The 23,001-nt window shown below is 57.8% G+C and carries 25 protein-coding genes, 1 other RNA gene and 1 pseudogene; 19 read left to right on the top strand and 8 right to left on the bottom strand.

Going from position 1 to position 23,001, the window contains the following annotated elements; all coding sequences use genetic code 11:
* Positions 1–80: 80 nt before the first annotated feature.
* Positions 81–1,052, bottom strand: a complete 972-nt coding sequence (locus HZ995_RS12270) for a pseudouridine synthase (RefSeq protein WP_209355938.1) — start codon at positions 1,050–1,052, stop codon at positions 81–83.
* 63 nt (positions 1,053–1,115) lie between these two features.
* Between HZ995_RS12270 and HZ995_RS12275 the strand changes: the two genes are divergently transcribed.
* Positions 1,116–1,565, top strand: coding sequence for a nucleoside deaminase (locus HZ995_RS12275; protein ID WP_209355939.1), 450 nt, complete (start codon positions 1,116–1,118; stop codon positions 1,563–1,565).
* Positions 1,566–1,639: 74 nt separating this feature from the next.
* On the opposite strand, the gene HZ995_RS12280 is transcribed toward HZ995_RS12275, so the two are convergent.
* Positions 1,640–2,332, bottom strand: coding sequence for a metal-dependent hydrolase (locus HZ995_RS12280; RefSeq protein ID WP_209355940.1), 693 nt, complete (start codon positions 2,330–2,332; stop codon positions 1,640–1,642).
* 53 nt (positions 2,333–2,385) lie between these two features.
* Here HZ995_RS12280 and HZ995_RS12285 point away from each other — a divergent pair, with 53 nt between their 5' ends.
* The 6 genes and pseudogenes from HZ995_RS12285 (at position 2,386) to rnpB (ending at position 6,483) form a co-directional block, all read left to right on the top strand.
* Complete coding sequence (locus HZ995_RS12285) at positions 2,386–3,042, top strand: ceramidase domain-containing protein (RefSeq protein WP_209355941.1); 657 nt, start codon at positions 2,386–2,388, stop codon at positions 3,040–3,042.
* Between the two features lie 30 nt (positions 3,043–3,072).
* Positions 3,073–3,360: an Asp-tRNA(Asn)/Glu-tRNA(Gln) amidotransferase subunit GatC gene (gene gatC / locus HZ995_RS12290; protein ID WP_209355942.1), complete on the top strand. Its 288-nt coding sequence runs from the start codon at positions 3,073–3,075 to the stop codon at positions 3,358–3,360.
* Positions 3,360–4,847, top strand: a complete 1,488-nt coding sequence (gatA, locus tag HZ995_RS12295) for an Asp-tRNA(Asn)/Glu-tRNA(Gln) amidotransferase subunit GatA (RefSeq protein WP_209355943.1) — start codon at positions 3,360–3,362, stop codon at positions 4,845–4,847. Before gatC ends, gatA begins: the two co-directional genes overlap by 1 nt.
* Before the next feature lie 35 nt (positions 4,848–4,882).
* Complete coding sequence (locus tag HZ995_RS12300; protein WP_209355944.1) at positions 4,883–5,554, top strand: hypothetical protein; 672 nt, start codon at positions 4,883–4,885, stop codon at positions 5,552–5,554.
* Positions 5,554–6,018: pseudogene (locus tag HZ995_RS12305) on the top strand (N-acetylmuramoyl-L-alanine amidase); the annotation flags it as partial. The gene HZ995_RS12300 and the pseudogene HZ995_RS12305, both read left to right, overlap by 1 nt.
* 103 nt (positions 6,019–6,121) lie before the next feature.
* Positions 6,122–6,483: RNase P RNA component class A (gene rnpB, locus HZ995_RS12310), an RNA gene on the top strand.
* Here the strand turns inward: rnpB and HZ995_RS12315 are convergent.
* Positions 6,482–7,636, bottom strand: coding sequence for a phytanoyl-CoA dioxygenase family protein (locus tag HZ995_RS12315; protein WP_209355946.1), 1,155 nt, complete (start codon positions 7,634–7,636; stop codon positions 6,482–6,484). The genes rnpB and HZ995_RS12315 overlap by 2 nt on opposite strands.
* Positions 7,637–7,728: 92 nt before the next feature.
* Between HZ995_RS12315 and HZ995_RS12320 the strand changes: the two genes are divergently transcribed.
* The 3 genes from HZ995_RS12320 (at position 7,729) to HZ995_RS12330 (ending at position 9,703) form a co-directional block, all read left to right on the top strand.
* On the top strand, positions 7,729–8,775 hold the full coding sequence (locus HZ995_RS12320) for a LacI family DNA-binding transcriptional regulator (RefSeq protein WP_209355947.1): 1,047 nt from the start codon (positions 7,729–7,731) through the stop codon (positions 8,773–8,775).
* Between the two features lie 139 nt (positions 8,776–8,914).
* Entirely contained in the window at positions 8,915–9,082 is a 168-nt protein-coding gene (rpmG, locus tag HZ995_RS12325; RefSeq protein ID WP_007814563.1) for a 50S ribosomal protein L33, read from the top strand.
* Positions 9,083–9,181: 99 nt separating this feature from the next.
* Positions 9,182–9,703 (top strand): GNAT family N-acetyltransferase, encoded by a 522-nt coding sequence (locus tag HZ995_RS12330; RefSeq protein WP_209355948.1) that lies wholly within the window; start codon positions 9,182–9,184, stop codon positions 9,701–9,703.
* A gap of 15 nt (positions 9,704–9,718) precedes the next feature.
* Here HZ995_RS12330 and HZ995_RS12335 read toward each other — a convergent pair whose 3' ends face one another.
* The 3 genes from HZ995_RS12335 to HZ995_RS12345 all read right to left on the bottom strand — a co-directional run bounded on the left by HZ995_RS12335 (position 9,719) and on the right by HZ995_RS12345 (position 11,394).
* Positions 9,719–10,171, bottom strand: coding sequence for a hypothetical protein (locus tag HZ995_RS12335; protein WP_209355949.1), 453 nt, complete (start codon positions 10,169–10,171; stop codon positions 9,719–9,721).
* 153 nt (positions 10,172–10,324) lie between these two features.
* Positions 10,325–11,062, bottom strand: a complete 738-nt coding sequence (locus HZ995_RS12340) for a Bax inhibitor-1/YccA family protein (protein ID WP_209355950.1) — start codon at positions 11,060–11,062, stop codon at positions 10,325–10,327.
* Between the two features lie 122 nt (positions 11,063–11,184).
* Positions 11,185–11,394 carry a DUF1127 domain-containing protein gene (locus HZ995_RS12345; RefSeq protein WP_209355951.1) on the bottom strand — a complete coding sequence of 70 codons (210 nt, stop codon included), beginning with the start codon at positions 11,392–11,394 and terminating at the stop codon, positions 11,185–11,187.
* Positions 11,395–11,520: 126 nt separating this feature from the next.
* Between HZ995_RS12345 and HZ995_RS12350 the strand changes: the two genes are divergently transcribed.
* Positions 11,521–12,408, top strand: coding sequence for a LysR family transcriptional regulator (locus HZ995_RS12350; RefSeq protein WP_209355952.1), 888 nt, complete (start codon positions 11,521–11,523; stop codon positions 12,406–12,408).
* Here HZ995_RS12350 and HZ995_RS12355 read toward each other — a convergent pair.
* Positions 12,405–13,367, bottom strand: a complete 963-nt coding sequence (locus HZ995_RS12355) for an NADPH:quinone oxidoreductase family protein (RefSeq protein ID WP_209355953.1) — start codon at positions 13,365–13,367, stop codon at positions 12,405–12,407. The two genes, HZ995_RS12350 and HZ995_RS12355, sit on opposite strands and share 4 nt — an antisense overlap.
* A gap of 304 nt (positions 13,368–13,671) precedes the next feature.
* Between HZ995_RS12355 and HZ995_RS12360 the strand changes: the two genes are divergently transcribed.
* From HZ995_RS12360 to HZ995_RS12375, 4 genes are all read left to right on the top strand, one after another.
* Positions 13,672–14,037, top strand: a complete 366-nt coding sequence (locus HZ995_RS12360; protein WP_209355954.1) for a helix-turn-helix domain-containing protein — start codon at positions 13,672–13,674, stop codon at positions 14,035–14,037.
* 52 nt (positions 14,038–14,089) lie between these two features.
* Positions 14,090–14,887, top strand: coding sequence for a histidinol-phosphatase (gene hisN, locus HZ995_RS12365; RefSeq protein ID WP_209355955.1), 798 nt, complete (start codon positions 14,090–14,092; stop codon positions 14,885–14,887).
* Between the two features lie 133 nt (positions 14,888–15,020).
* Complete coding sequence (locus HZ995_RS12370; RefSeq protein ID WP_209355956.1) at positions 15,021–16,355, top strand: 8-oxoguanine deaminase; 1,335 nt, start codon at positions 15,021–15,023, stop codon at positions 16,353–16,355.
* 4 nt (positions 16,356–16,359) lie between these two features.
* The gene (locus HZ995_RS12375; RefSeq protein ID WP_209355957.1) at positions 16,360–16,803 is read left to right on the top strand and encodes a CAP domain-containing protein; all 444 of its coding nucleotides are present in this window, start codon (positions 16,360–16,362) and stop codon (positions 16,801–16,803) included.
* A 25-nt stretch (positions 16,804–16,828) separates the two neighbouring features.
* On the opposite strand, the gene guaD is transcribed toward HZ995_RS12375, so the two are convergent.
* Complete coding sequence (guaD, locus tag HZ995_RS12380; RefSeq protein WP_209355958.1) at positions 16,829–18,118, bottom strand: guanine deaminase; 1,290 nt, start codon at positions 18,116–18,118, stop codon at positions 16,829–16,831.
* Between the two features lie 132 nt (positions 18,119–18,250).
* Here guaD and mgtE point away from each other — a divergent pair, with 132 nt between their 5' ends.
* The 4 genes from mgtE (at position 18,251) to HZ995_RS12400 (ending at position 22,954) form a co-directional block, all read left to right on the top strand.
* Positions 18,251–19,642 carry a magnesium transporter gene (gene mgtE, locus HZ995_RS12385; protein WP_209355959.1) on the top strand — a complete coding sequence of 464 codons (1,392 nt, stop codon included), beginning with the start codon at positions 18,251–18,253 and terminating at the stop codon, positions 19,640–19,642.
* Positions 19,643–19,651: 9 nt separating this feature from the next.
* On the top strand, positions 19,652–20,218 hold the full coding sequence (locus HZ995_RS12390) for a 5-formyltetrahydrofolate cyclo-ligase (RefSeq protein ID WP_209355960.1): 567 nt from the start codon (positions 19,652–19,654) through the stop codon (positions 20,216–20,218).
* 78 nt (positions 20,219–20,296) lie between these two features.
* Positions 20,297–21,118 (top strand): TIGR00282 family metallophosphoesterase, encoded by an 822-nt coding sequence (locus tag HZ995_RS12395; RefSeq protein ID WP_209355961.1) that lies wholly within the window; start codon positions 20,297–20,299, stop codon positions 21,116–21,118.
* A gap of 57 nt (positions 21,119–21,175) precedes the next feature.
* Positions 21,176–22,954 carry an SLC13 family permease gene (locus HZ995_RS12400; protein WP_209355962.1) on the top strand — a complete coding sequence of 593 codons (1,779 nt, stop codon included), beginning with the start codon at positions 21,176–21,178 and terminating at the stop codon, positions 22,952–22,954.
* The last annotated feature ends 47 nt before the right edge of the window (positions 22,955–23,001 follow it).

Below are 23,001 nucleotides of genomic sequence, written 5' to 3' on the forward strand. Positions count from 1 at the left end.
AGGGGGTTTAATGCTGTCTTGCTAGGGGGAACTCTGGTGAAAGCGCATCAAAGCTGAGGTTTGCCGAAGCTTTGGTCAGGTTAGCGTGACTTATGCGGCCCGCGCGCCTGTGGCTTGCCACTCCGATTGGGGGAAGGGCGCTTGCCGGGCTCTCCCATAGGTTTCTTGCCGGGTTTGCTGCTGGCTGCGAAGGGCTTGCCGCCGGGTTTGCCACCTGGCTTCCCCGCAGGCTTGCGATTTCGCGAGGGTTTCTTGCGGTCCTCTATGGGAGTGACGTCCTCAATACCCAGATGCGCCCGTACCGCGCGGCGACGGATCTCATCGACCTCGCCGGGCTTCAGATCACCCAATTGGAACGGCCCATAAGACACACGGATCAGCCGGTTCACCGTCAACCCAACCGCCCCCATCGCACGCCGGATCTCGCGGTTTTTGCCTTCCTTAAGGGACACAGTCACCCAAGCGTTCGCCCCTTGCTGGCGATCCAGAGAAATCACCATCGGTGCAAATTTCTCGCCATCAACTTCGATGCCACGACGCAGGGGCGCAAAGGTATCCTCAGTCGGCCGCCCATTCACCCGCACGCGGTATTTGCGGATCCAACCCGTGGAGGGCAGCTCCAGCTTGCGTTTGACCGCTCCGTCATTGGTGAGCAACAGCAGGCCTTCAGAGTTCAAATCCAAACGCCCGACCGTCATCACCCGCGGCAGATCCTCGGGCAGCTCGTCAAAGATCGTCTTGCGGCCTTGCTCGTCTTTGTGGGTCGTGACCAGTCCCAGAGGCTTGTGATAAAGCCAGATGCGTTCGGGTTCAGCCTCTGCAATCGGCGCGTCATCCACGGTGATCTTCTCATGCCCCATGATGTTGAGGGCAGGGGACTTCAGCACCTTGCCATCGACGGCCACACGGCCCGCCTCGATCATACGTTCGGCTTCGCGGCGCGAGGCAACACCTGCGCGGGCGAGAACTTTGGCAATGCGGTCGCCCTTGGAGGCTTCTTTGGCCCTGCCTTTGGTTGTGGCTTTGGGCTTGGGGGGCTGTTTCTTGGTCATGCAGGGGCTTTAACGGCCAATTGACGCTTGCGAAAGGGGGAATGCGCGGGCATCTGATGGGGTATGCAGTTCAAAAGCCACATGGATAAGGCCCTTGAGGCGGCCCGAGACGCCGCCGCGCGCGGAGAAGTGCCTGTGGGCGCGGTGCTCGTCGCTCCCGACGGAACGCTACTTTCTATGGCAGGAAACCGCACACGTGAGCTGAATGACCCGACAGCCCATGCCGAGATGCTGGTGATCCGCGAGGCCTGCGCCAAGCTGGGCAATGAACGTCTGACGGGCTGTGATCTCTATGTGACGCTCGAGCCATGCCCCATGTGTGCCAGCGCCATCAGCCACGCCCGCATCGCGCGGGTGTACTACGGCGCGTCTGATCCAAAATCCGGAGGCGTTGCCCAAGGCCCGCGGGTCTTTGACCACAGTCAAAGCCACCACACCCCAGAGGTTTACGACGGAATAGCCGCCGAGGCCTGCGAGACCTTGCTCACTGATTTTTTCGCAAAAAAACGCTAGGATTTCTCTTGCCCAAAATATCCTGGGGTGAATTCGAGCGATTGCTTGCAATCGCGGGAAGAGGGGCAAAGCCCCTAAAGCGTGATCGCCTCCATTACCTCAGGTTCAATGACATCCACACCCGGCAAGGCATCCACCAGCACCTCAGCCGATTGTTCCAGCAAAGGGAAGGTCCTGTAGTGGCAAGGGATCACCACTTTGAAATCAAAGAACTTCTTGGCCGCATAGGCTGCGCGTTTCATATCCATGGTGAAATGCCCGCCCGCACAGAGGATCCCGATATCTGGCGCATGAAGATCGTTAAAGATCTCCATATCTGCCATCACATCCGTGTCGCCCGAGACATAGATCGTGCGTCCTTCGCCGGAAATCATGAAGCCACATTCCGTGCCTGGTACAATTGGCCCATCTGGTCCACGGAAACTCGTGGAATGTACCGCATGCACCATGGTCACAGCCACATTGCCAAGGTGTACGGTCCCGCCCTTGTTAAAGCCAATCGTCGTCAGCTCTTCATGCTCGGCCCAATAGCCCATGAGGTCATATTGCCCAACCAAAGTCGCGCCGGTCTCGCGGGCGATATCACGACAGTCGGCGACATGGTCAGAATGCGCATGCGTCAGCAGGATGTGGTTCACGCCGTCTATGGCCTCGGCACGGCGGTCTTCTGGAAAGACCGGATTGCCGGTGATCCAAGGATCGATCAGCAGGACTTGCCCATCGATCTCGATGCGAAAACTTCCGTGACCTAGCCAGATGACTTTCATGATTTGCTCCCTATGTTTCCTGCAACCTTATCAAAGAAAGCGAGTCGGCAAAGATGGATCTGACAGCCCAACTGGACGGCTATTGCGAACGCATTGACCCGAGTTTCTGGTCCGAGCCCGTGAACGCCATCACAAACGCCGCATTTTTAATCGCAGCGCTCTATATGTGGCATAGATCGCGCGGCCTGCCGAATGCGCAGGCGCTTTGCGCTGTGCTCTTCGCAATCGGCGTTGGCAGCTTCCTGTTCCACACTTACGCAACCACCTGGGCCGCAATCGCCGATGTTACCCCGATAGCAGTCTATGTTCTGCTCTATATTTTCCTCGCGACCCGCGACTTCTGGGGGCAAAACACGCTGACCTCTTTGGGCGCGGTTTTGCTGTTCTTTCCCTATGCCTATGTGACTGTGCCATTGTTTGAGATGCTGCCCATTCTCAATGTCTCGGCAGGTTACGGCCCCGTACCTTTGCTGATCCTGATCTACGCCTTTGGCCTACGCAATCGCGCACCTGAAACGGCACGCGGCTTGGCCATTGGCGCAACGATTATCCTCATCTCTCTGACCTTCCGTTCGCTCGATATGCCTGTCTGCGAAAACCTGCCGCTGGGCACGCATTTCATGTGGCATATCCTCAACGGTATCGCGCTAGGCTGGATGATCGAGGTCTACCGTCGCCACATGCTTGCACAGCCTGCAAAGCAAGGCTAAACGCAATGCAAGTTTAATCGGAGTTTTCGCATGTCCATTGACAGGGATACCGCCGCGCGCGTCGCCAAATTGGCGCGCATCAAGGTCGAAGAAGACGCGCTGCCGGCGCTGGCTGAGGAATTCAACAATATCCTTGGCTTTATCGAGCAGCTCAATGAGGTGGATGTCGAGGGCGTCGAGCCGATGACCTCTGTGACGCCGCAGCGTCTGAAACGTCGTGTGGACGAAGTCACCCAGGGCGACATGCCAGAGGCGGTGCTGAAGAACGCGCCAGTTTCCCGCGAAGGCTTCTTCGCCGTGCCGAAGGTGGTTGAATAATGTCTGATCTGAACAAACTCACCCTGGCCGAAGCGCGCGACAAGCTGCGTGCGAAAGACGTGACATCGGTTGAGCTGACCGAGGCCTGTCTGACCGCGATTGAGGGGTCCAGCGCGCTGAACGCCTTCGTGCACAACACGCCAGAGATCGCGATGGAGCAGGCCAAAGCCGCCGACGCGCGTCTGGCTGCTGGCGACGCGCCTGCGATGTGCGGCCTGCCCATCGGCATCAAAGACCTCTTCTGCACCAAAGGCGTACCATCTCAGGCGGCCAGCGGCATCCTTGAGGGCTTTAAGCCAGAATACGAAAGCACCGTCAGCCAGAACCTGTTTGACGACGGCGCGGTCATGCTGGGCAAGCTCAACATGGACGAATTCGCCATGGGCAGCTCGAACGAAACTTCGGTCTATGGCAACGCTGTAAACCCATGGCGTCGCGGCAATGACGACGCAGAGCTGACACCGGGCGGCTCCTCTGGTGGCTCTGCTTCTGCGGTTTCCGCAGACCTCTGCCTCGCCGCAACCGGCACCGACACCGGCGGCTCGATCCGCCAGCCGGCAGCTTTCACCGGCATCACCGGCATCAAGCCGACCTACGGCCGTTGCTCTCGCTGGGGCATCGTGGCCTTTGCATCCTCGCTTGATCAAGCGGGCCCTATGACCAAAGACGTGCGCGATGCGGCGATCATGCTGGAAACCATGTGCGGCCATGACCCAAAAGACAGCACATCGGCAGACCTCGCCGTGCCTAATTTTGAAGCCATGTTGACGGGCGACATCAAAGGCAAAAAGATCGGCATTCCAAAGGAATACCGCATGGACGGCATGCCAGAGGAAATCGAAAAGCTCTGGGCCGATGGCACCGCCATGATGAAAGACGCAGGCGCCGAGATCGTTGATATCTCGCTGCCGCATACGAAATACGCGCTGCCCGCCTACTACGTAATCGCGCCTGCCGAGGCGTCCTCAAACCTCGCGCGCTATGACGGTGTGAAATACGGCCACCGCGCCAAGCTGGAGGCAGGGGACGGCATCACCGAGATGTATGAAAAGACCCGCGCCGAAGGCTTTGGCCCCGAGGTGCAGCGCCGTGTGATGATCGGCACCTATGTGCTGTCGGCAGGCTTTTATGACGCCTATTACAACCGTGCCCGCCGCGTACGTGCGCTGATCAAGAAAGACTTTGACGATGTCTTTGCAGCAGGTGTGGACGCGATCCTGACGCCAGCCACCCCATCCGCAGCTTTTGGCCTTGGAGAGATGGCTGACGCGGATCCGGTACAAATGTATCTGAACGACGTCTTCACCGTCACCGTGAACCTTGCAGGCCTGCCCGGGATCTCGATCCCAACGGGTCTGGACAAACAAGGTCTCCCTCTGGGTCTGCAACTGATCGGCCGTCCTTGGGAAGAGGGCGATCTGCTGAATTGCGCCTATGCGCTTGAAAACGCAGCCGGTTACGTAGCAAAACCGAACAAATGGTGGTAAAACGCTGCCAACGATAAGGCGAATGAGGCGTTAAAATGCGGGTGATCTTAGGCTTCGGAGTGGCTCTGGCCCTAGCGGCGTGTGACGTGCCGGTGCCCGATAGCGGCGTCGGTTTCGACAATGGCAACTTCAAGCCCCGCATCTCGGACGAGCCTCTGGGCGCAACGGCGACGAGCTTGCCGCCCGCGGAATCCGTCAGCAGCGAAACTTTGGATGTTCTCGCCGCCACTGCGCCCACGACGCCTCAGGCAGCAACGGGTGAGTCTGGATTTGTCGAGGCTAGCCCGTCTAATCCAGCTCCTGTGCGGGTCGAGAATTCTGGCATCTCGGACGAGAACGACTTCGCCGCCGTCGACGCGCGCCGCTCTATTGAGGATGACGCACAGCGCCGCCAGCAGATTGCCGCACAGTATCAACAGGTTGAAGCAACAGACCTGCCGGAACGCGACGGCGGAGTAGGGCCGAACATCGTCGAATATGCAGTGCTTAGCAAAAACCCCTTAGGCAACCGCATCTACCGCCGCATTGGCCTAAACGCCGCCAACCGCTTTGCCCGCAACTGCCGCGCCTATCCAAGCTCGGACCAAGCGCAGATCGATTTCCTGTCGCGCGGCGGCCCGGAGCGAGATCCTCGCGGCCTGGACCCAGATGGCGACGGCTATGCATGCGCGTGGGACCCAACGCCCTTCCAAAAGCTCGGCGGCTGATGGGCCCTCAGCCCGACATCATTCAAACCCCCTCGCCGAACTTCGGCCCCCGCAAAGGCGGCGCAACGCCCAGCCTCATTGTTGTGCATTACACAGCCATGGAAACGGCCACAGCAGCACTTGAGCGGCTTTGTGATCCGCAGTTCGAAGTCTCAGCCCACTATCTGATCTCGGCCCAAGGTGAGATCCACCAACTGGTCGCCGAAGACATGCGCGCCTGGCACGCTGGGGCAGGGCAATGGGGGGATATCACGGACGTCAACTCCCACTCGATTGGCATCGAGTTGGACAATCGCGGCGACCACCCCTTCGCCCACCCTCAAATCGAAGCCCTATGCGCTCTGCTGCCAGCCATCATGCACCGCTGGGACATCCCCTTTGAAAACATCATCGGTCATTCCGACAGCGCCCCCGGGCGGAAAATCGACCCGGGTCCCCGTTTTGACTGGCAGCGCCTGAGGCGCGCGCTCACCTGATTTCATCTTGCTAAAAATACTCGAATTCCCACCCGCGCCCCACGCGCCGTCGATTGACGCATGCCCCAAACCATCGTAACCACGCCTTCACGCAGGGGGCTGGATGACCGCGCAAATGCGAGGAAAGTCCGGACTCCACAAGGCAACGGTGCCGGGTAACGCCCGGCCGGGGAAACCCGAGGGACAGCGCCACAGAAATCAAACTACCCGACTTGTTTGGGTAAAGGTGAAACGGCGAGGTAAGAGCTCACCGCGTCCTTGGCAACAAGGATGGCACGGCAAGCCCCACCGGGAGCAATGCCAAATAGGGACCGCACGCCGCAAGGCAAGGACGTCTTGGCCCAGTGGTCCGGGTTGGCAGCTAGAGGGGCCTTGGTAACAAGGTCTCAAGATGAATGGTCATCCAGGAGGGCAACCTCTGGACAGAATCCGGCTTATAGGCCCCCTGCGTTTATGCTTTTTGCCGCTCGGCCATGGCGTATAGCTCGGTCGCCAATGTCTCCTTGTCCCAACCAGACAGCACCGCTTCTTTCAGCAAAGCCTGCTGCGTCTTGGGTGCAAGCCCGCCGACCGGAGGATCGCTGTCCAGATTGGTTGGGAAGGAATACCCTTCGGCGGTTGAGGCAATCACCGCATCTAGCGACGTCTCATCCATCTGTGCGGCTTTCAGAGCGTCAAACACTGCGAGGCACATGGCCCTGCGGTCCACCGTCTCCATCGCGCGCCCAAAGGCTGAAGATGTCTGCAACAGGTTCACCATCCGCTCGATATCCGCCGAGCGGTTCTCGCCGGCTGCATGAAACAGCGCGGGGTTGAAAAAGATCGCATCGCCTTTTTCGAGCGGTAATTGGATATACCGTTCCTCAAAATCCGCCCGAAAATCCTCACGCCGCCAGGCTGCGTAGCCGGGGCGATAGAGCTGAGAATAGGGCAGGAGTTTGGTCGGCCCGCTCTCGATCGGCACATCGCAATGGGCAATGCCGCCCTGTAGGGTCATCAATGGCGAGAGATCATGCACATGCGCCGGATAGGTGGCCGAAACCTCGGCGGTCTGAAACCCCAGATGATAATCCCGATGTGCCTGTTGCGCTTGCCCGCCCGGATGCACCAGATTGACCTGCGCCGTCATCTGATAGTTCGGCCCCAGCCACGCCTCACAAGCTGCATCAATCATGGGGGAGGCAAAATACTGCGCAAAGACCTCAGGCGCGGTCAGGCAGAGCTTTTGCAGAGAGTTCCAGATCCGGTCATTGCTGCCCGCCGCTGCGAAATGGTCGGCCCCTGATCCGGAGGCAGCCTTTTCCTGAGCGATGATCTGCAAATAGGTCTCAGTGGCTTGATCGATTGCTGCAAGGTTGGGCTGCGCGCCTTTGATGACAAAGACGCCGGGGCCTTGCCCCAAGACCCACGCCCATTCGCTGAGCACTCTTCGGCGCTCTTGCGCAAGGTCAGAGGCCAAGGATTGGGCCGCATAGATCGGAACGTTCTTCTGAATGTCAGATGCCAAAGGCACATCCGCCTGTGAGGTCTGCTGCGTTGTCAGCTCTTGGAAGTCTTTCAGGCTGCAAGCGGCTGGATCGTAAAATCCGATGTGATCGTGGGGCATATCATTTCCTCCCTCATGAAATGCGTGGTCTTGACCAACTCTACCCAACCGCGCGCATTGATTGCCCAGCAAAACACATCAATAATACATCAATGACCCATCGCTTTCCGATCAAAGAAATCGCGCTTCAGTCTGGTCTCAGCACGGCCACCATCGACCGAGCCCTCAATGGGCGCGCGCATGTCAGTCCGCAAACGCAGGAACGGGTAAAGGCGGCGATCTCAGAGCTTGAGGCGCAGGAACAGCAACTATCGGCCCGAGGACGGCGGCTCTTTGTCGATATCATCGTCGAGGCGCCCCAGAGGTTCACGACAGAGGTTCGTTCGGCGTGCGAGGCGGTTCTCACTGAAACCCGTTCTGCGGTGTTTCGACCTCGGTTTCATTTCTTTGAGACCCTGCCAGAGCCTGAGCTGCTGACCCTGCTTCACCGGATCGAAAAACGTGGCACGCAGGGGATTTGTATCAAAGCGCGGAACGCGCCCGCGATTCAGTCAGAGATCGACCGGTTGGCTACGCGAGGCCTGCCGATCTTCACTCTGGTGACTGACATTCTCCCGTCGCAACGCATAGGATATCTCGGCCTGAACAATCGGCGTGCGGGCCAGACCGCAGCCTATTTGATGGCGCGGTCTTTAATGGGGCGAACAGGCGTGATCCTGACCACACGCAGCCGCGATGATTTCTTTGGCGAGGCGGAACGTCATGAGGGGTTCCTAAGCACGCTTGGTGAATTGCGCCCTGATCTGCGGGTCATTGATGTTTCAGGAGGCGGGGGGCTGTTTTCGAACACGCTTGGCCAAATGGCCGATGTAGCCACCACAGAGGAGATCCTCGGCGTCTATTCCATGGGTGGGGGTAATCGCGCGATCCTAACGGAACTTTCACGCGGCGCGCACAGGCGGCCTTTCTTCATTGCGCATGACCTCGACAAAGAAAACCTCAGCCTGTTGGACGCAGGGCAGTTGGACTTTGTCCTTTATCACGACTTGGGGCAGGATATGCGTCACCTGTTCCACCGTTTTGCCGCCGCACATGGGCTAGCACGCGACTACGACGCCCCCTACAGCAGCGACATTCAGGTGGTCACGCCGTTCAATGTCCCGCGCCAAGGTCGCGCATCGACGAGGGCGCCAGGCTAGGCCCCCTAAAAATATCTCAATATCGCAGCTATTTCCCCCGAACCCCATTGACTCGGCCCGCTACACCAGTAAAAGGCGTGCTTCATAGAGATTTCACGGGCTCCTTGCCGATCAAGGGCCCCGTTGTAGGAGAAAAAAAATGGCGAAGCCGACGACAATCAAGATCCGTCTGAACTCGACCGCGGGCACAGGCCATTTCTACGTGACCAAAAAGAACGCCCGTACCATGACCGAAAAGATGGTCGTGCGTAAATACGATCCGGTAGTGCGCAAGCATGTCGAGTACAAAGAAGGTAAGATCAAGTAAGATCAAAGACTTCTTTAAAATGACAGAGCCGCGCAATCAGAGCGCGGCTTTTTCTTTTGGGGCCGCGCAAAAATTCCCAAGCGTTCAGGACCCAGAAAAATGTCCAGATATCACACCCCTGCAATTATCGCAGAACCCGCATGTCCCTCTGATGCAGCGAGCATCTCGGCCATGATGCAGCGTTCCTATGGTCAGCTTTTGGCCAAGGACTATACCGACGATGTGTTGGAATGTGCCCTACCAATGATGACCAAGGCGCAGCCAGACCTTTTGGCGACCGGCACCTATTTCGTCGTACGCAACGCCAAGCGGGAGGTCGTCGGGGCAGGCGGCTGGACGGACCTCAGCCCGACCCGAGGCCTGGGGGCCTTTGGTGAGGGGCATGTGCGCCATGTGGCGGTCGACCCCAGCGCTTTGGGGCAGGGTGTGGGCCGTGCTTTGATGGAAGAAGTGTTTCTGTCAGCCCAGAGCTTTGGGATCTCTTCCCTGCGCTGCAACAGCACGCTGACCGCGGAGCCGTTCTATGCAGCGCTGGGTTTTGAGAGATTGCATGAAATCGACGTCACCTTCGCGCCGGATGTGCATTTTCCTGCGGTCGAGATGCGTAAGGTTTTGAATTAATCAGAGGGGCGGCGATCAGCCTTCAACGATGATCGTCGCGTCTTCCATGATCGCGGACTGCCAGGTCTCGGGGTCGGTCACCGCTTTGATGTTGCCCCGCAGCGTGATGCGGATGCTTTCGTCAAAATTGGTGATCGGCTCAGCCAGCGTGACCTGCAGGTTCGCGCCGTGGTCGCCATTACCGCAGAGCGGGCAGAGGCCCATGTCGGACACCAGGATCAGCTCTTTGATGGTCTCGCCAGGCAGCATCGGGAAAGCGTAGCCCGAGATCAGGATATCCTTGCCACGCTCTTCCATTTTCTCAGGGAATGTCTTTTGCACCTCATAGGTGGTCTCGGTGACGATCTCTTTGATCTTGATCTCTTCGAGCAATTGCCACGCGTCAGTCGTTTCGGCCTGCGCAAAAGTTGCGGTGGTGCCTACGGCTGTGCCCATCGCGGCGAAAAGAGCGAATTTGCTGGTTTGCATTGGTCGTCCCTGTTGTCGTCCCCGAGCCGCAGAATGCCTATAAATGCCTAGTTTGTTAATAGTTTATTTGCCAAGTTGCGGATTTTCGCCATCACAAAAAAGTAAGGGCCGGAACAATGTCCGGCCCTTCTGTATCACTGTTTCCAGATCTGCTTATTCGCGGTTGCCCAGCAGCTGCAGCAGGAACATGAACATGTTGATGAAATCAAGGTAGAGGCTCAGCGCGCCCATGATGGCGGCTTTGCCCAGCCATTCCTCATCCATTGCATGTGCGTGGGCAAGGTAGGTGTTCTTGATGTTCTGCGTGTCATAAGCGGTCAGGCCTGCAAAGATCAGAACACCCAGAACCGAGATTGCCAGGCTCATGACGCCGGAACCAAGGAAGATGTTCACAATAGAGGCGACCAGAATACCGATCACGCCCATGATCAGGAAAGAGCCCCAACCAGAGATGTCACGCTTGGTGGTATAACCCCAGAGCGACAGACCCGCGAAAGCGATCGATGTCACAAGGAACACCTGCGCGATGGAAAAGCCTGTAAAGGCGACGAAAATCCACGCCAGAGACAGACCCATGAGGGACGCAAAGACGTAAAAGAACGTCTGCGCGCCAGCGGCGGACAGGCGGTTAATCGCGGCGCCAAAGAGGAACACCATGCCCAGAGGGGCAAACATAATGATCCAGCCAAGGATGTTTGGCTGAAGCGTTGCAGGATCGCGGAACACGCTCAGCAGAGCAGGGCTGGTGCCCACGGCCCAAGCCACAGCGAAGGTCAGCAGCATGCCGATCGACATGGTGCCATACACTTTGTTCATATGGGTGCGAAGACCCGCATCAATCTCGGCAGCGCGGGCACCGGCCACACCACGGATTGCATCATACTCAGCCATTAAAGCCTCCAAGTTTATCTGAGTGGGCCCCTGACAAAGGGTCAGAGGCCGTCACAGCAGAATATTGGTCACTTGGCGCTGATTTTCAAGAATTTCCCGCTCAAAATCGGCGGGAAATCGCATCATTTGTACCAGAAATTCGGTGCGTCCCAGAGCGGGCGTGTGGCTTCACGCTGCGCCTCGGCCTGGGTGACGCCGATGTCCTCAAGCTGGGACGGGGTCAGCTGCGCCAAATCCTTGCGCTGCTTGGCAAGGTTCAGGTGGCGGGTGAAAGAGGTTTTGGAAATGCGGCCAAAACCCGAGAAACGAGACAGAGTTGCGGGACGAGTCATAGTCAGATCCTTTCCTGTTCCTGATGTAGGTTTGGGTATTCATCAAATGTGTTGATATATATGGCGGAGTGTGGTGTATTTTGAAAACGAATGTTTGTTGAGTGATGCATCACAGGGATTGATGATATGAGGAACCTGGATATTACGACCCTGCGCAGTTTCGTCGCTGTGGCTGATTTGGGCGGTGTGACCAAAGCCGCGGGGTTTCTCAATCTGACGCAATCAGCTGTTTCCATGCAGCTTAAGCGGCTGGAAGAGATGATGGGGATCGACTTTCTGGATCGCTCGGGCAGGGGGATCGCCCTGACTCCCGCCGGTGAACAGCTCTTGGGCTATGCCCGCCGCATGATCGCGCTGAACGATGAGATCGTCCGCCGTCTTGCGGATGAAGAATATGAGGGAGAGATCTCGATCGGCGTCCCGCACGACATCATCTATCCGGCGATTCCGGCGGTTCTGAAACAGCTTCGCTCGGCCTATCCGCGCATTCAGGTCAATATGGTCTCGAGCAACACAAGCGAGCTGATCCCCCAGTTTCAAAAGGGAGAGTTTGACCTGATCCTCACAACAGAACCCACCCGAGGTGGAGAGCAACTCTGCAGCCTGCCGCTGACGTGGATGGGTGCCAAAGGCGGCGCTACCTGGCGGCGTCGTCCGCTGCGCATTGCGGGTGGGCGCATTTGTTCATTCCGGCCTCGCATGCTCGCGGCGCTCGAAGAGGCGGGGATTGAGTGGGAGAATGCAGTCGATACCGCGTCTGATCGCACCGTCGAAGTCACCGTGGCCGCCGATATGGCCGTCTGCGTGATGATTGAGGGCACCGAGCCACCGCATCTGGAAATCATCGACCACGGCGGCGCGTTACCAGAGGTCGGGACGCAGTTCATCAATATGTATGGGGCCGAACCGAGCAAGGGCGAAGTGATCAACCATTTCGCAGATCTCTTGCGTCAGGGTTTTGGGGCGTTCCAGCATCGCAACGACCCAAATATCGCCCAGCGTCGGATCGGTTAATCCATCGTCACCACGACTTTACCGGTGGACTTGCGCGCTTTGAGCGTGGCGAGCGCTTCGGCCGTGTCCTCAAGCGGGAAGCGGTGGCTGATATGCGGTGTGAGCTTGCCTTGGCTATACCAGTCAAACAGGTCACGCAGGCTGTCGGTGACGACTTCAGGTTTGAACTTGAGGTACGCGCCCCAATAGACGCCGAGGATTGTCAGGTTTTTAACCATCACGTGATTGGCCGGGATCTGAGGCACTTCGCCGCCCGCAAACCCAATTGGGATCAGCCGCGCATCCGGCTTGCAGGCGCGGAATGCGGCCTTCCAAAGATCGCCTCCGATCGGGTCATAGACGACATCGGCTCCACCCAGCGCGAGGACTTCGGCGCGCAAGTCCTGCGTGTCTGAGTCAATCAGATGGTCTGCCCCGGCCTTCCGCGCGATCTCGAGTTTCTCGGCCCCCCGCGCACAGGCAATGACCCGCGCACCCATCAGTTTTCCAACCTCAATGGCCGTCAAGCCAACGCCACCCGCAGCCCCCAAAACCAAGAGCGTTTCGCCAGGTTGCATTTTCGCGCGATAGTTGAGTGCCACGTGACTGGTGCCATAGGCCACCTGAAAGGCGGCGGCCTCTTCAAAACTCATGTTGTCAGGAATGACCACCATTCTGTTCGCATCGAAGCAGCCATATTCCGCGAATCCCCCTTGGCCTCCAAACACGGCCACCCGGGCACCAATTGTGGGTCCATAGGTCTCTAGCCCCAAATCATCGACAATTCCCGATATTTCCAGACCGCCCACAAAGGGCAGTTCAGGTGTGTCTTGGTATGTTCCCTTCTGCATTAGAATGTCTGCAAAATTCAGAGCGCAGGCTTTGATATTAATGCGCGCTTCGCCTTTTGAGGGAATCGGCATTTGGATGTTTTTCAATTTCGCAGGAGAGTCGAAGGCTTCTGTCAGGAAAGCTCGCATGATTTTTAACCGTTGTTTAACATTTCTGCCGCACAAGAGCAGGATATCTGAGTGGTTACAAATCGCCTTAATGTCTGACAATCAACAGTTTTCGAATAAGCTGCAACCTATGGTAAAGTCCAAATTTAGAATTTCTCAAAAAACTTGATAACGAAATTGTTCATGGTATTGTGTGCTAGTCGCTGTAGGGATGCGTAGTGACACACTATTGTCGTAACCAGTATGGGAGCTGGCCGACGCCTTCGATCGCGAGATGTGGGTTTTCGTGGTTGGATGAAATGGTTTGTAATAAGGAGCCTATAGTATGACGCACCCCGTTGACGTCCACGTTGGCAAACGTATCCGGCATCGCCGGTGGTTAATTGGTATGACGCAACAGCAGCTGGCCGAACAGGTTGGCATCAAATTCCAGCAGATCCAAAAGTACGAGACCGGCGCGAACCGCGTAAGTGCGTCTCGGCTTTGGGATATTGCTGAAGCGCTGGATATTCCGGTTAGTTTCTTCTTTGAAGGCATCAGCGACAGTCAACTGTCGGATGGTGTGGATGCACCATCGGATCTGATGGGTGACAAAGAGGCTCTTGATCTGGTGCGCTCGTATTATTCCATCCCGGAAAACCAACGCCGTCGTTTGTTCGAATTGGCACGGGTCCTGAGCGACGTCGCTTGAGATTTTGTCTGCCCTGCGCTAGGCGAAGCCGTGCAGGGCAGAGGATACATCAATGCGGCAAGACCTTAATGGCACCGAGCTACTCGATATCGCGTCACGCCTAGCTGACGCAGCAGGACAGGCGATCCTTCCATATTTTCGCGGTGATGCGCTTTCCACTTCTAACAAGTTGGAAGGTGGGTTCGACCCTGTCACGGTCGCTGATCGCGCGGCCGAGCGTGCAATGCGGGATGTGCTGGACGAATTGCGTCCCGACGACGGTATTTTGGGCGAGGAATATGGCACCAAGGCGGGTACGTCGGGCCTGACCTGGGTGCTTGATCCCATTGACGGCACGCGCGGATTTATCAGCGGGACCCCGACATGGGGCACTCTGATCGCTGTGTCGGACGACAACGGCCCGATGATGGGCGTGATCGATCAGCCCTATATCGGTGAACGCTTTATCGGAGGTTTCGGCACAGCGCGGGTCGATGGTCCGCATGGGTCTCGTGATCTGGGAACCAAGACGACGACATCTCTAAATGAGGCGATCCTGTTTACGACCTTTCCCGAGGTTGGTTCGCCCGAAGAGCGCACTGGTTTTGAAACGGTGGCCGAACAGGTCAAGCTGACCCGCTTTGGGATGGATTGCTACGCCTATGGTCTTTTGGCGGCGGGGCAGGTGGATCTGGTGATCGAAGCCGGTCTGCAACCCTATGATATTCAAGCGCCAATCGCGGTGATCGAGGCGGCCGGAGGCATCGTCACAGATTGGCAGGGCGGTCCGGCCTATAATGGCGGACGCTGTCTGGCCGCTGCGAATGCGACGCTGCACGCCGAGGCGCTCAAATTCTTGTCCCGCGTGTAGAAAGAGTTTCAATAAAACCATAGCTTGCAAAGCTGTCCGGATCTTCTAGACTGGTCTCACGCCGAGTAGTTTGCCCGTATTCCGTCGGCGGTTGTCTCACATCTATGAAACGGGCCTGAAGGATGTGGGATAAATGCGTGATACTTTAATCAAAAATGCGGCCTTTGTTGCGACGATGGACGACGCATCGCGCGAGTTGCGCGACGTGGATATTCTTGTTTCAGGTGGGGTGATTGCCGAGATCGGCGCGGGGTTGACGGCAGATGCCGAAATCATTGATGCCAAAGGGTTTTTGGTGACCCCGGGCCTGGTCAACACGCACCATCACCTGTTTCAAACCCTGACTCGCGCAGTGCCTGGTGCACAAGATTCCCTGCTGTTTGGCTGGCTGCAACGGCTCTATCCAATCTGGTCGGGGCTGACGCCTGAGGACATGTACCTCTCGACCCAAATCGGTCTTGCGGAACTAGCGCTTAGCGGCTGCAGTACGGTCGCCGATCACATGTATCTCTTCCCGAATGGGTCTCGGCTGGACGACACCATAGCGGCGGCTGCGGATATGGGGATGCGCTTCCACCCGACGCGGGGCTCTATGAGTATCGGTGTCTCGAACGGAGGCCTGCCGCCCGATTCGCTGGTAGAACGCGAAGCGGATATCCTTGAGGACAGCATTCGCCTGATCGACCAGTTCCACGACGCCTCTGAGGGCAGCATGTGTCGCGTGTCGCTCGCGCCCTGTTCGCCGTTTTCCGTGAGCCAAGACCTGATGCGCGACAGCGCGCTTTTGGCCCGCGACAAGCGCGTGATGCTGCATACGCATTTGGCTGAGAACGACGAAGACATCCGCTATTCACTGGAAAAATTCGGCTGTCGCCCAGGGCAATATGCCGAGGATCTGGGATGGGTTGGAGATGACGTCTGGTTTGCCCATGCGGTGAAACTGGACGCGCAAGAGATTGATTTGTTTGCCAAACATCAAACCGGCGTCGCGCATTGCCCTTGTTCAAACTGCCGTCTCGGGTCCGGCATCGCGCCCATCCGCGAGATGCGGGATGCAGGCGTGCCGGTTGGCTTGGGCGTAGATGGATCGGCCAGCAACGACAGCGGCAATCTGATGGCTGAGGCGCGTCAGGCCATGCTCATGCAACGTGTGTCCAAGGGCGCGGATGCCATGTCGGCCCGTGAGGCTTTGCATATTGCGACGCGGGGCGGGGCCGAGGTTCTGGGACGAGATGACTGTGGTCAGATCGCCGTAGGTAAACGCGCCGATATTGCTATGTGGGACATCGCCTCGATTGAAATGGCCGGCAGTTGGGATCCGATTGCGATTCTGCTCGCTGGGCCTCAGAAAGTGCACAATCTCTTGGTAGAAGGCCGTCAGATCGTGCGCGACGGAATTTTAACGACCGTTGACCTTCCGTTAGTAATTGAACGTCAGAATAACAGAGTGGGGGCCTTGCAGGAGTAACATCATGCGGGCCATGGGTCTAAAAACTATTCTTCTCGGGGCCGTTCTGGTCTCCGGTCTCTTTTCATATGCGCAGGCGGGCTCTGGGCGCGATGTGGTCCGACTGACCAATGAATTTCGCACGTCCAACAATCTACCGGCGTTGAAACTGTCGCCATTGCTGGAATCGATTGCCGCAACGCATGGCAGCGACATGCGCTATCACGGGTTTTTCTCGCATATGGGGACGGATGGGACGTCGGTCGCGGATCGGGCGCTGCGGCAGGGCTATAATTATTGCCTGATCGCCGAAAATATCGCCGTGGGGCAGAGGTCCGCGAAGCGAGTCACCAAAGACTGGATCAAATCGCGGGGCCATCGCGAGAACCTCTTGAACATCGGCGTCACCGAGATCGGTGTGATCCAAGAGGGCAACTACTGGGTGATGGTGCTAGGCCGCCGCTGTTAAGTGCGGCCAAAATTTCCGCGAAATTTTACGCGCGTTTGCCGTTGATCCAGACCGCCTCAATGGCGCGGTCGTCTCCCATCATGATGGTCGGGAAGACGCTCTCCCAGAACTCATTCGCGTTGTCCACACGCTGGGAAATCGCATCAGTGGACGAGAGGTTCAAAACAACCAAATCGGCCTCTAGTCCCGCTTTCACGTTGCCGATATTATCGTCCAAATGCAGCGTTTTCGCGGAACCTTGCGTCGCCAGCCACAGAAGCTGTGCCGCATGCAGAGGGGTGTGACGCAACTGGCCGATCTCATAAGCAGCGGCCATGGTGCGCAGCATCGAGAAGCTCGACCCGCCACCGGTGTCTGTCGCCAGTCCCACGGAAATTCCCTTTGATTTCAATCCACTCATATCAAAGAGGCCAGAGCCGATGAAGGTATTGGAGGTCGGGCAATGCACCACACCCGCGCCGACATCATGCAACCGGTCGATCTCTCGATCTGTCAGATGGATCGCGTGTCCATAGACCCCGCGCGCGCCGAGAAGGCCGAATTGTTCGTAGGTGTCTAAATAGTCCCGCGCGTCGGGAAATAGCCCCAAGACCCACTCAATTTCGTCGGTTTGCTCGGACAGATGGGTCTGCATCAGGCAATCGGGGTGCTCGGCCCACAGGTCGCCCAACATTTGCAATTGTTCGGGCGTCGAGGTCGGGGAAAACCGCGGCGTGATCGCATAGGTGATCCGGTCGACCCCATGCCAGTTCCCGATCAGATATTTGCTTTGGTCATAGGCCTCTTGCGCCGTGTCGCTCAGCCCCTCAGGCGCATTGCGGTCCATACAGGTTTTGCCTGCCACGATCCTTTGCCCGCGCGCTTGTGCCGCCTCAAACAAAGCCTCAACAGACCCTGGATGGATCGTCGCAAAACTCGCCACCGTCGTTGTGCCATGCTGCTTTGTCAGATCCAGATAGCGGTTCGCGATGTCGCTGGCATAGGCGCGATTGCCAAAGCGCATTTCCTCGGGGAAGGTATAGGAATTCAGCCAATCAATCAGCCGCTTGCCCCAGCTCGCGATCATCGCAGTTTGGGGATAATGCACATGGGCATCCACAAATCCGGCCATGATCAGGCCCTGGCCATAGTCCACGGTTTCCGCCAGCGGATGCAGCGCCCGCAGGGTCTCGCGTTCTCCGACCGCAGCGATCTTGCCATCTCGCAACAGCACCGCGCCCTGACGCAGATGTTGGGCTGCCTCTTCGATGGGCACCTCAAACGGATCCGCGGTGAAACTCAGCACCTGTCCCAAAAGCAAAGTCGTGTCGGTCATGGTCAAAACCCTTTCGCAGGCAATTTAACTTGGCCCGAGCTGGGCGTAAATTGCCGCGTTGGCATTGAATTTCCGACACAGCTTCAACTATGGTCTGAAAATAAGACCATCCGGGGCAAAAGGAGGCGCACCATGACCGAGACCGACCAACTCACGCCCCCAATCCCCTCTGACGACGAAGACTATAGCCTGGATGCGAAAAACGTCGCGGCGATCCTCTTTGCGGTGGAAACCGGCAATCGTGATCAGCTGGTGGATCTGCTTGAAGATATGCACGCCGCAGACATCGCGGATTTGCTGGAACAGGTGAACGCCTATGACCGTCGCCGTCTGATCCAGCTTTATGATCGCGAGTTTGATGGTGAAATCCTTTCCGAGCTTGAGGAAAGCCTGCGCGAGGATGTGATTTCTGTGCTGCGGCCTGAGACGCTGGCCGAAGCCGTGCGGGACATGGAATCCGACGACGTCGTCGACCTTGTCGAGGATCTCGATGACGCACAGCAGGAAGCCATCCTTGAGGTTCTTGAAGACGCCGACCGCGTCGCGGTCGAACAGGCACTGAGCTATCCGGAGTTCTCCGCTGGCCGTCTGATGCAGCGCGAAACCGTTTGGGCGCCAGAGCATTGGACCGTGGGCGATGCCATTGATTATATGAGGAATTCCGAAGAGCTGCCCGAGCAGTTCTACCACGTGATCCTTGTGGATCCGCGCATGCGTCCGGTGGCGAATGTGACCTTGGGCAAGATCATGGGCTCTCCTCGCGAGGCGCCTTTGAAGAACCTCTCGGAAGAGATGTTTCAGGTCATTCCAGTCGCGCAGGACGAAGGCGAGGTGGCCTATGCGTTCAACCAATATCACCTGATTTCGGCCCCCGTGGTGGATGAGGACGAGCGACTGATCGGTGTCATTACCATCGATGATGCGATGGCGGTTCTGGATGAGGAACACGAAGAGGATATCCTGCGACTGGCCGGTGTTGGCGACGAAAGCTCGCTGTCGGACAGCGTGATGGAGACGACGAAACAGCGGATCCCGTGGTTGGCAGTGAACCTTGTGACCTCGATCCTTGCGTCGCTGGTGATCGCGCAGTTTGAAGAAACCCTCGCGCAATTTGTGGCGCTTGCGATCCTGATGCCCATCGTGGCCTCGATGGGCGGCAACGCGGGCACGCAATCCTTGACGGTCGCTGTGCGCGCCTTGGCGACCAAAGACCTCACGAGCTCTAACCTCTGGCGCGTTGTCTCGCGGGAGGCTTTGGTGGGGCTTTTCAACGGCATCGTTTTTGCGATCGTGATGGGCATCGTGGGCGTCATTTGGTTCGGCACACCGATGCTGGGTGTGGTGATCGCCGTCGCGATGGTGATCAATCTGGTCGTGGCTGGGCTTGCGGGTACAGGCATTCCGGTGCTTTTGGAAAAGATAGGCGTAGACCCGGCGCTGGCCTCCGGGGCCTTCGTGACCACGGTCACGGATGTCGTTGGTTTCTTTGCCTTTTTGGCGCTTGCGGGCGCGGTACTGCTGTAAGGATGTCATATGGATCTGACCGAGATCAAAGCCGCCGCGCGCAAGGCGGCTTTCGCACGCCGTAAAGAGGCGTTTGACGCAGACTACCCCGCACAATCTGCCTATTTGTCCGAAGTCCTCGCGGGCTATCGTGGCGTGCCTTTGGCGGGCTACATGCCGATCCGAACCGAGATCAATCCGATCCCTGCGATGGCCGAGGCGGCGGCCCATGGGCCAGTAGGTGTGCCTGTCATTCAGGCGGCAGGTCAGCCGTTGAAATTCTCGCGTTGGGAACCCGAGGGGGAGCTGAAGGACGGCCCCTTTGGTGCGAAAGTGCCGGTGGTGGACGATTATTTCGAGCCAGAAATCCTGATCGTGCCGCTCGTGGGCTTTGACGCGCGGGGTGGGCGTTTGGGTTATGGCGGCGGGTTTTACGACCGCACGCTCGAGCTCTTGCGCAGCAAGCGCGCGACTTTGGCGATTGGCTTTGCGTTTGATGCGCAAGAGGCCGAGAAGTTGCCGCTTGAACCAACGGACCAGCCGCTCGACCTGATGGTCACAGAGACCGGTATTCGTGAATTTAGCCGGGGCATTTGAGTATTTTTGGCAAGATGAATCCCGCTTGCGCAACTGAGCCCTTGCTCTGAGCGGTTAGGACGGATAGGGCAAACCCCCATGAAAATACTGTTTTTAGGCGATGTTGTCGGGCGCGCGGGGCGAGCTGCCCTGACCGAGCATCTTCCACGGCTGCGCAAAGACTGGCGTTTGGATTTTGTCATTGTGAATGGCGAGAACGCGAGCAATGGCATGGGGCTGTCTGCGCAGCATGCCAAAGTGATCTTTGACGCGGGCGCAGATTGCGTCACTTTGGGCGATCATGCTTTTGATCAGAAAGACATGATGCAGCATATTCAGGAAGACAGCCGCATTATTCGGCCCCTGAACTATGCCTCGGGCGATGTGCCCGGGCGGGGGCATCGGATTTTTGATGTGCGCGGCAAGAAGATCCTGGTTTTGCAGGCGCTTGGGCAGGTTTTCATGAAGCGGCCTTATGCGGACCCGTTCTCTGCCGTGGATCGCGTTCTCAAGGCGCATCCGCGCGGCGGTTTGGTGCAGGCCATTGTGGTTGATATGCATTGTGAGGCCACTAGCGAGAAGATGGGCATGGCGCACTACTGCGACGGGCGCGCGAGCCTTGTTGTGGGGACGCATACGCATGTGCCGACGGCGGATGCGCAGATTTTGGACAAGGGCACAGCGATGCTGTCGGATGCGGGCATGTGTGGCGATTATAATTCCGTCATTGGCATGGAAAAGGCCGAGCCGATGCGCCGTTTCGTGACCGGCATGCCGAAGGGGCGGTTCACGCCAGCTTTGGGCGAGGCGACCCTCAGCGGCGTCTATGTTGAAACTGATGATAAATCAGGCGCAGCGACCCGGATCGAGATGGTGCGACAGGGCGGACGGTTGCAACAGGCAGGGCCTGACCCGGTTTAGGCTTGCTCAGGGGCCAAGCTTGCGGAATGCTTAGGGGGTGTAAGCCCCGAGGACTACATGGACTTTTTTGAATTTACGCAGACCCAACAGGCGGTGATCACTTTGGTGACGGTTGGGGTGATGTTTGGGTTGTTTGTGCGTGAGGTATTTCCGACCGAGGTGGTTGCGATCTCGGGCGTGGCGACTTTGTTGGTTTTGGGCGTCTTGCCGTATGAGGGTGCGCTGACGGTTTTGTCGAATCCCGCGCCCTGGACGATTGGGGCGATGTTCATCGTCATGAGCGCTTTGGTGCGCACCGGAGCTTTGTCGAGTTTCACCCATCTGGCGGATCGGCAGGCGAGGTCTAATCCGAAGGTCGCGATTGCCATGTTGATGGTCTTTGTGATCGTGGCGTCCGCTGTTGTGTCCAATACGCCGGTGGTCGTGGTGATGATCCCGGTGTTCATTCAGCTGGCGGGGACTTTGGGCGTTGCGCCGAGTAAGTTACTGATTCCATTGAGCTATGCGGCCATTCTGGGCGGGACGTTGACGTTGATCGGGACGTCGACGAACCTCTTGGTGGATGGGGTTGCACGGGCGCAAGGCTTGGAAGGTTTCTCGATCTTTGAGGTCACGCCTTTGGGTGTCGTTCTGGTGATCTGGGGCATGATCTATCTGCGCTTTATTGGGCCAAAGCTGCTGCCGGATCGGGATTCTATGGCTGGGCTCTTGGGCAATCGCAAGGATATGAAGTTCTTCACCGAGGCGGTTATTCCGCCCGATTCAAACCTGATTGGCCGCGAAGTGACCGGTGTGCAGCTGTTCAAGCGTGACGGGGTGCGGTTGATCGACGTTCTGCGGGGCGATGCCTCTTTGCGGCGCAATCTGAAGGGCGTGGAGCTGCAAGTGGGCGACCGCGTTGTGTTGCGGACCAAGATGGCAGAGCTTTTGAGCCTGCAGCGCGACAAGTCGTTAAAGCGGGTCGATCAGGTTTCAGCCGTCGAAACCACCACGGTTGAGGTGTTGATTACACCGGGCTGCCGCATGGTGGGCCGTTCTTTGGGCGCAATGCGACTGCGGCGGCGGTATGGCGTCTATACGATTGCGGTGCATCGCTCGAACCAGAATATCGGCATGCAGCTGGATGAACTGGTGGTGCGCGTTGGGGATACGCTGCTGCTGGAAGGCGCGCCGGAGGATATCCAGCGTCTGGCTGCTGATATGGATATGGTGCAGGTCAACCAGCCTGTCGAACGGGAATACCGCAGGGGGCAGGCGCCGATTGCCATGGCGGCATTGTTTGGGATTGTGGCTTTGGCGGGCTTTGGTGTCGCGCCGATTTTCCTTTTGTCGGTGATTGCTGTGGCTGTGGTTTTGGTCACGCGCTGCATTGATGCAGATGAGGCTTTTGCGGCTGTGGACGGGCGTTTGCTGGCGTTGATTTTCTCGATGCTGGCGATAGGCGTGGCGTTGCAGACTTCCGGCGCGGTGACGCTGATTGTCGAGGCGATTGCGCCTTGGCTGCAGGGTTTGCCGCCGTTCTTTTTGGTCTGGGCGATTTATCTTTTGACGTCGGTTCTGACCGAGATGCTGTCAAATAACGCGGTGGCCGTGGTGGTGACGCCGATTGCCATGGGGCTGGGCGACGCGATGGGCTTTGATGTGCGCCCCTTGGTGATTGCCGTGATGGTGGCGGCCTCGGCGAGTTTCGCAACTCCGATTGGGTATCAGACGAATATGCTGGTTTATGGACCTGGTGGCTATCGGTTCACGGATTTTATGCGGGTTGGTATTCCGCTGAACCTCTCGGTTGGCTTGCTGGCGAGCGCGCTTATTCCGCTGATGTGGCCGCTTTAAGGGGCTTTGCCCCTCGCAGGCCTGGCCTGCTCACCCCAGGATATTTC

The sequence above is a fragment of the Cognatishimia activa genome (assembly GCF_017798205.1).
GTDB lineage: Bacteria > Pseudomonadota > Alphaproteobacteria > Rhodobacterales > Rhodobacteraceae > Cognatishimia > Cognatishimia activa_A.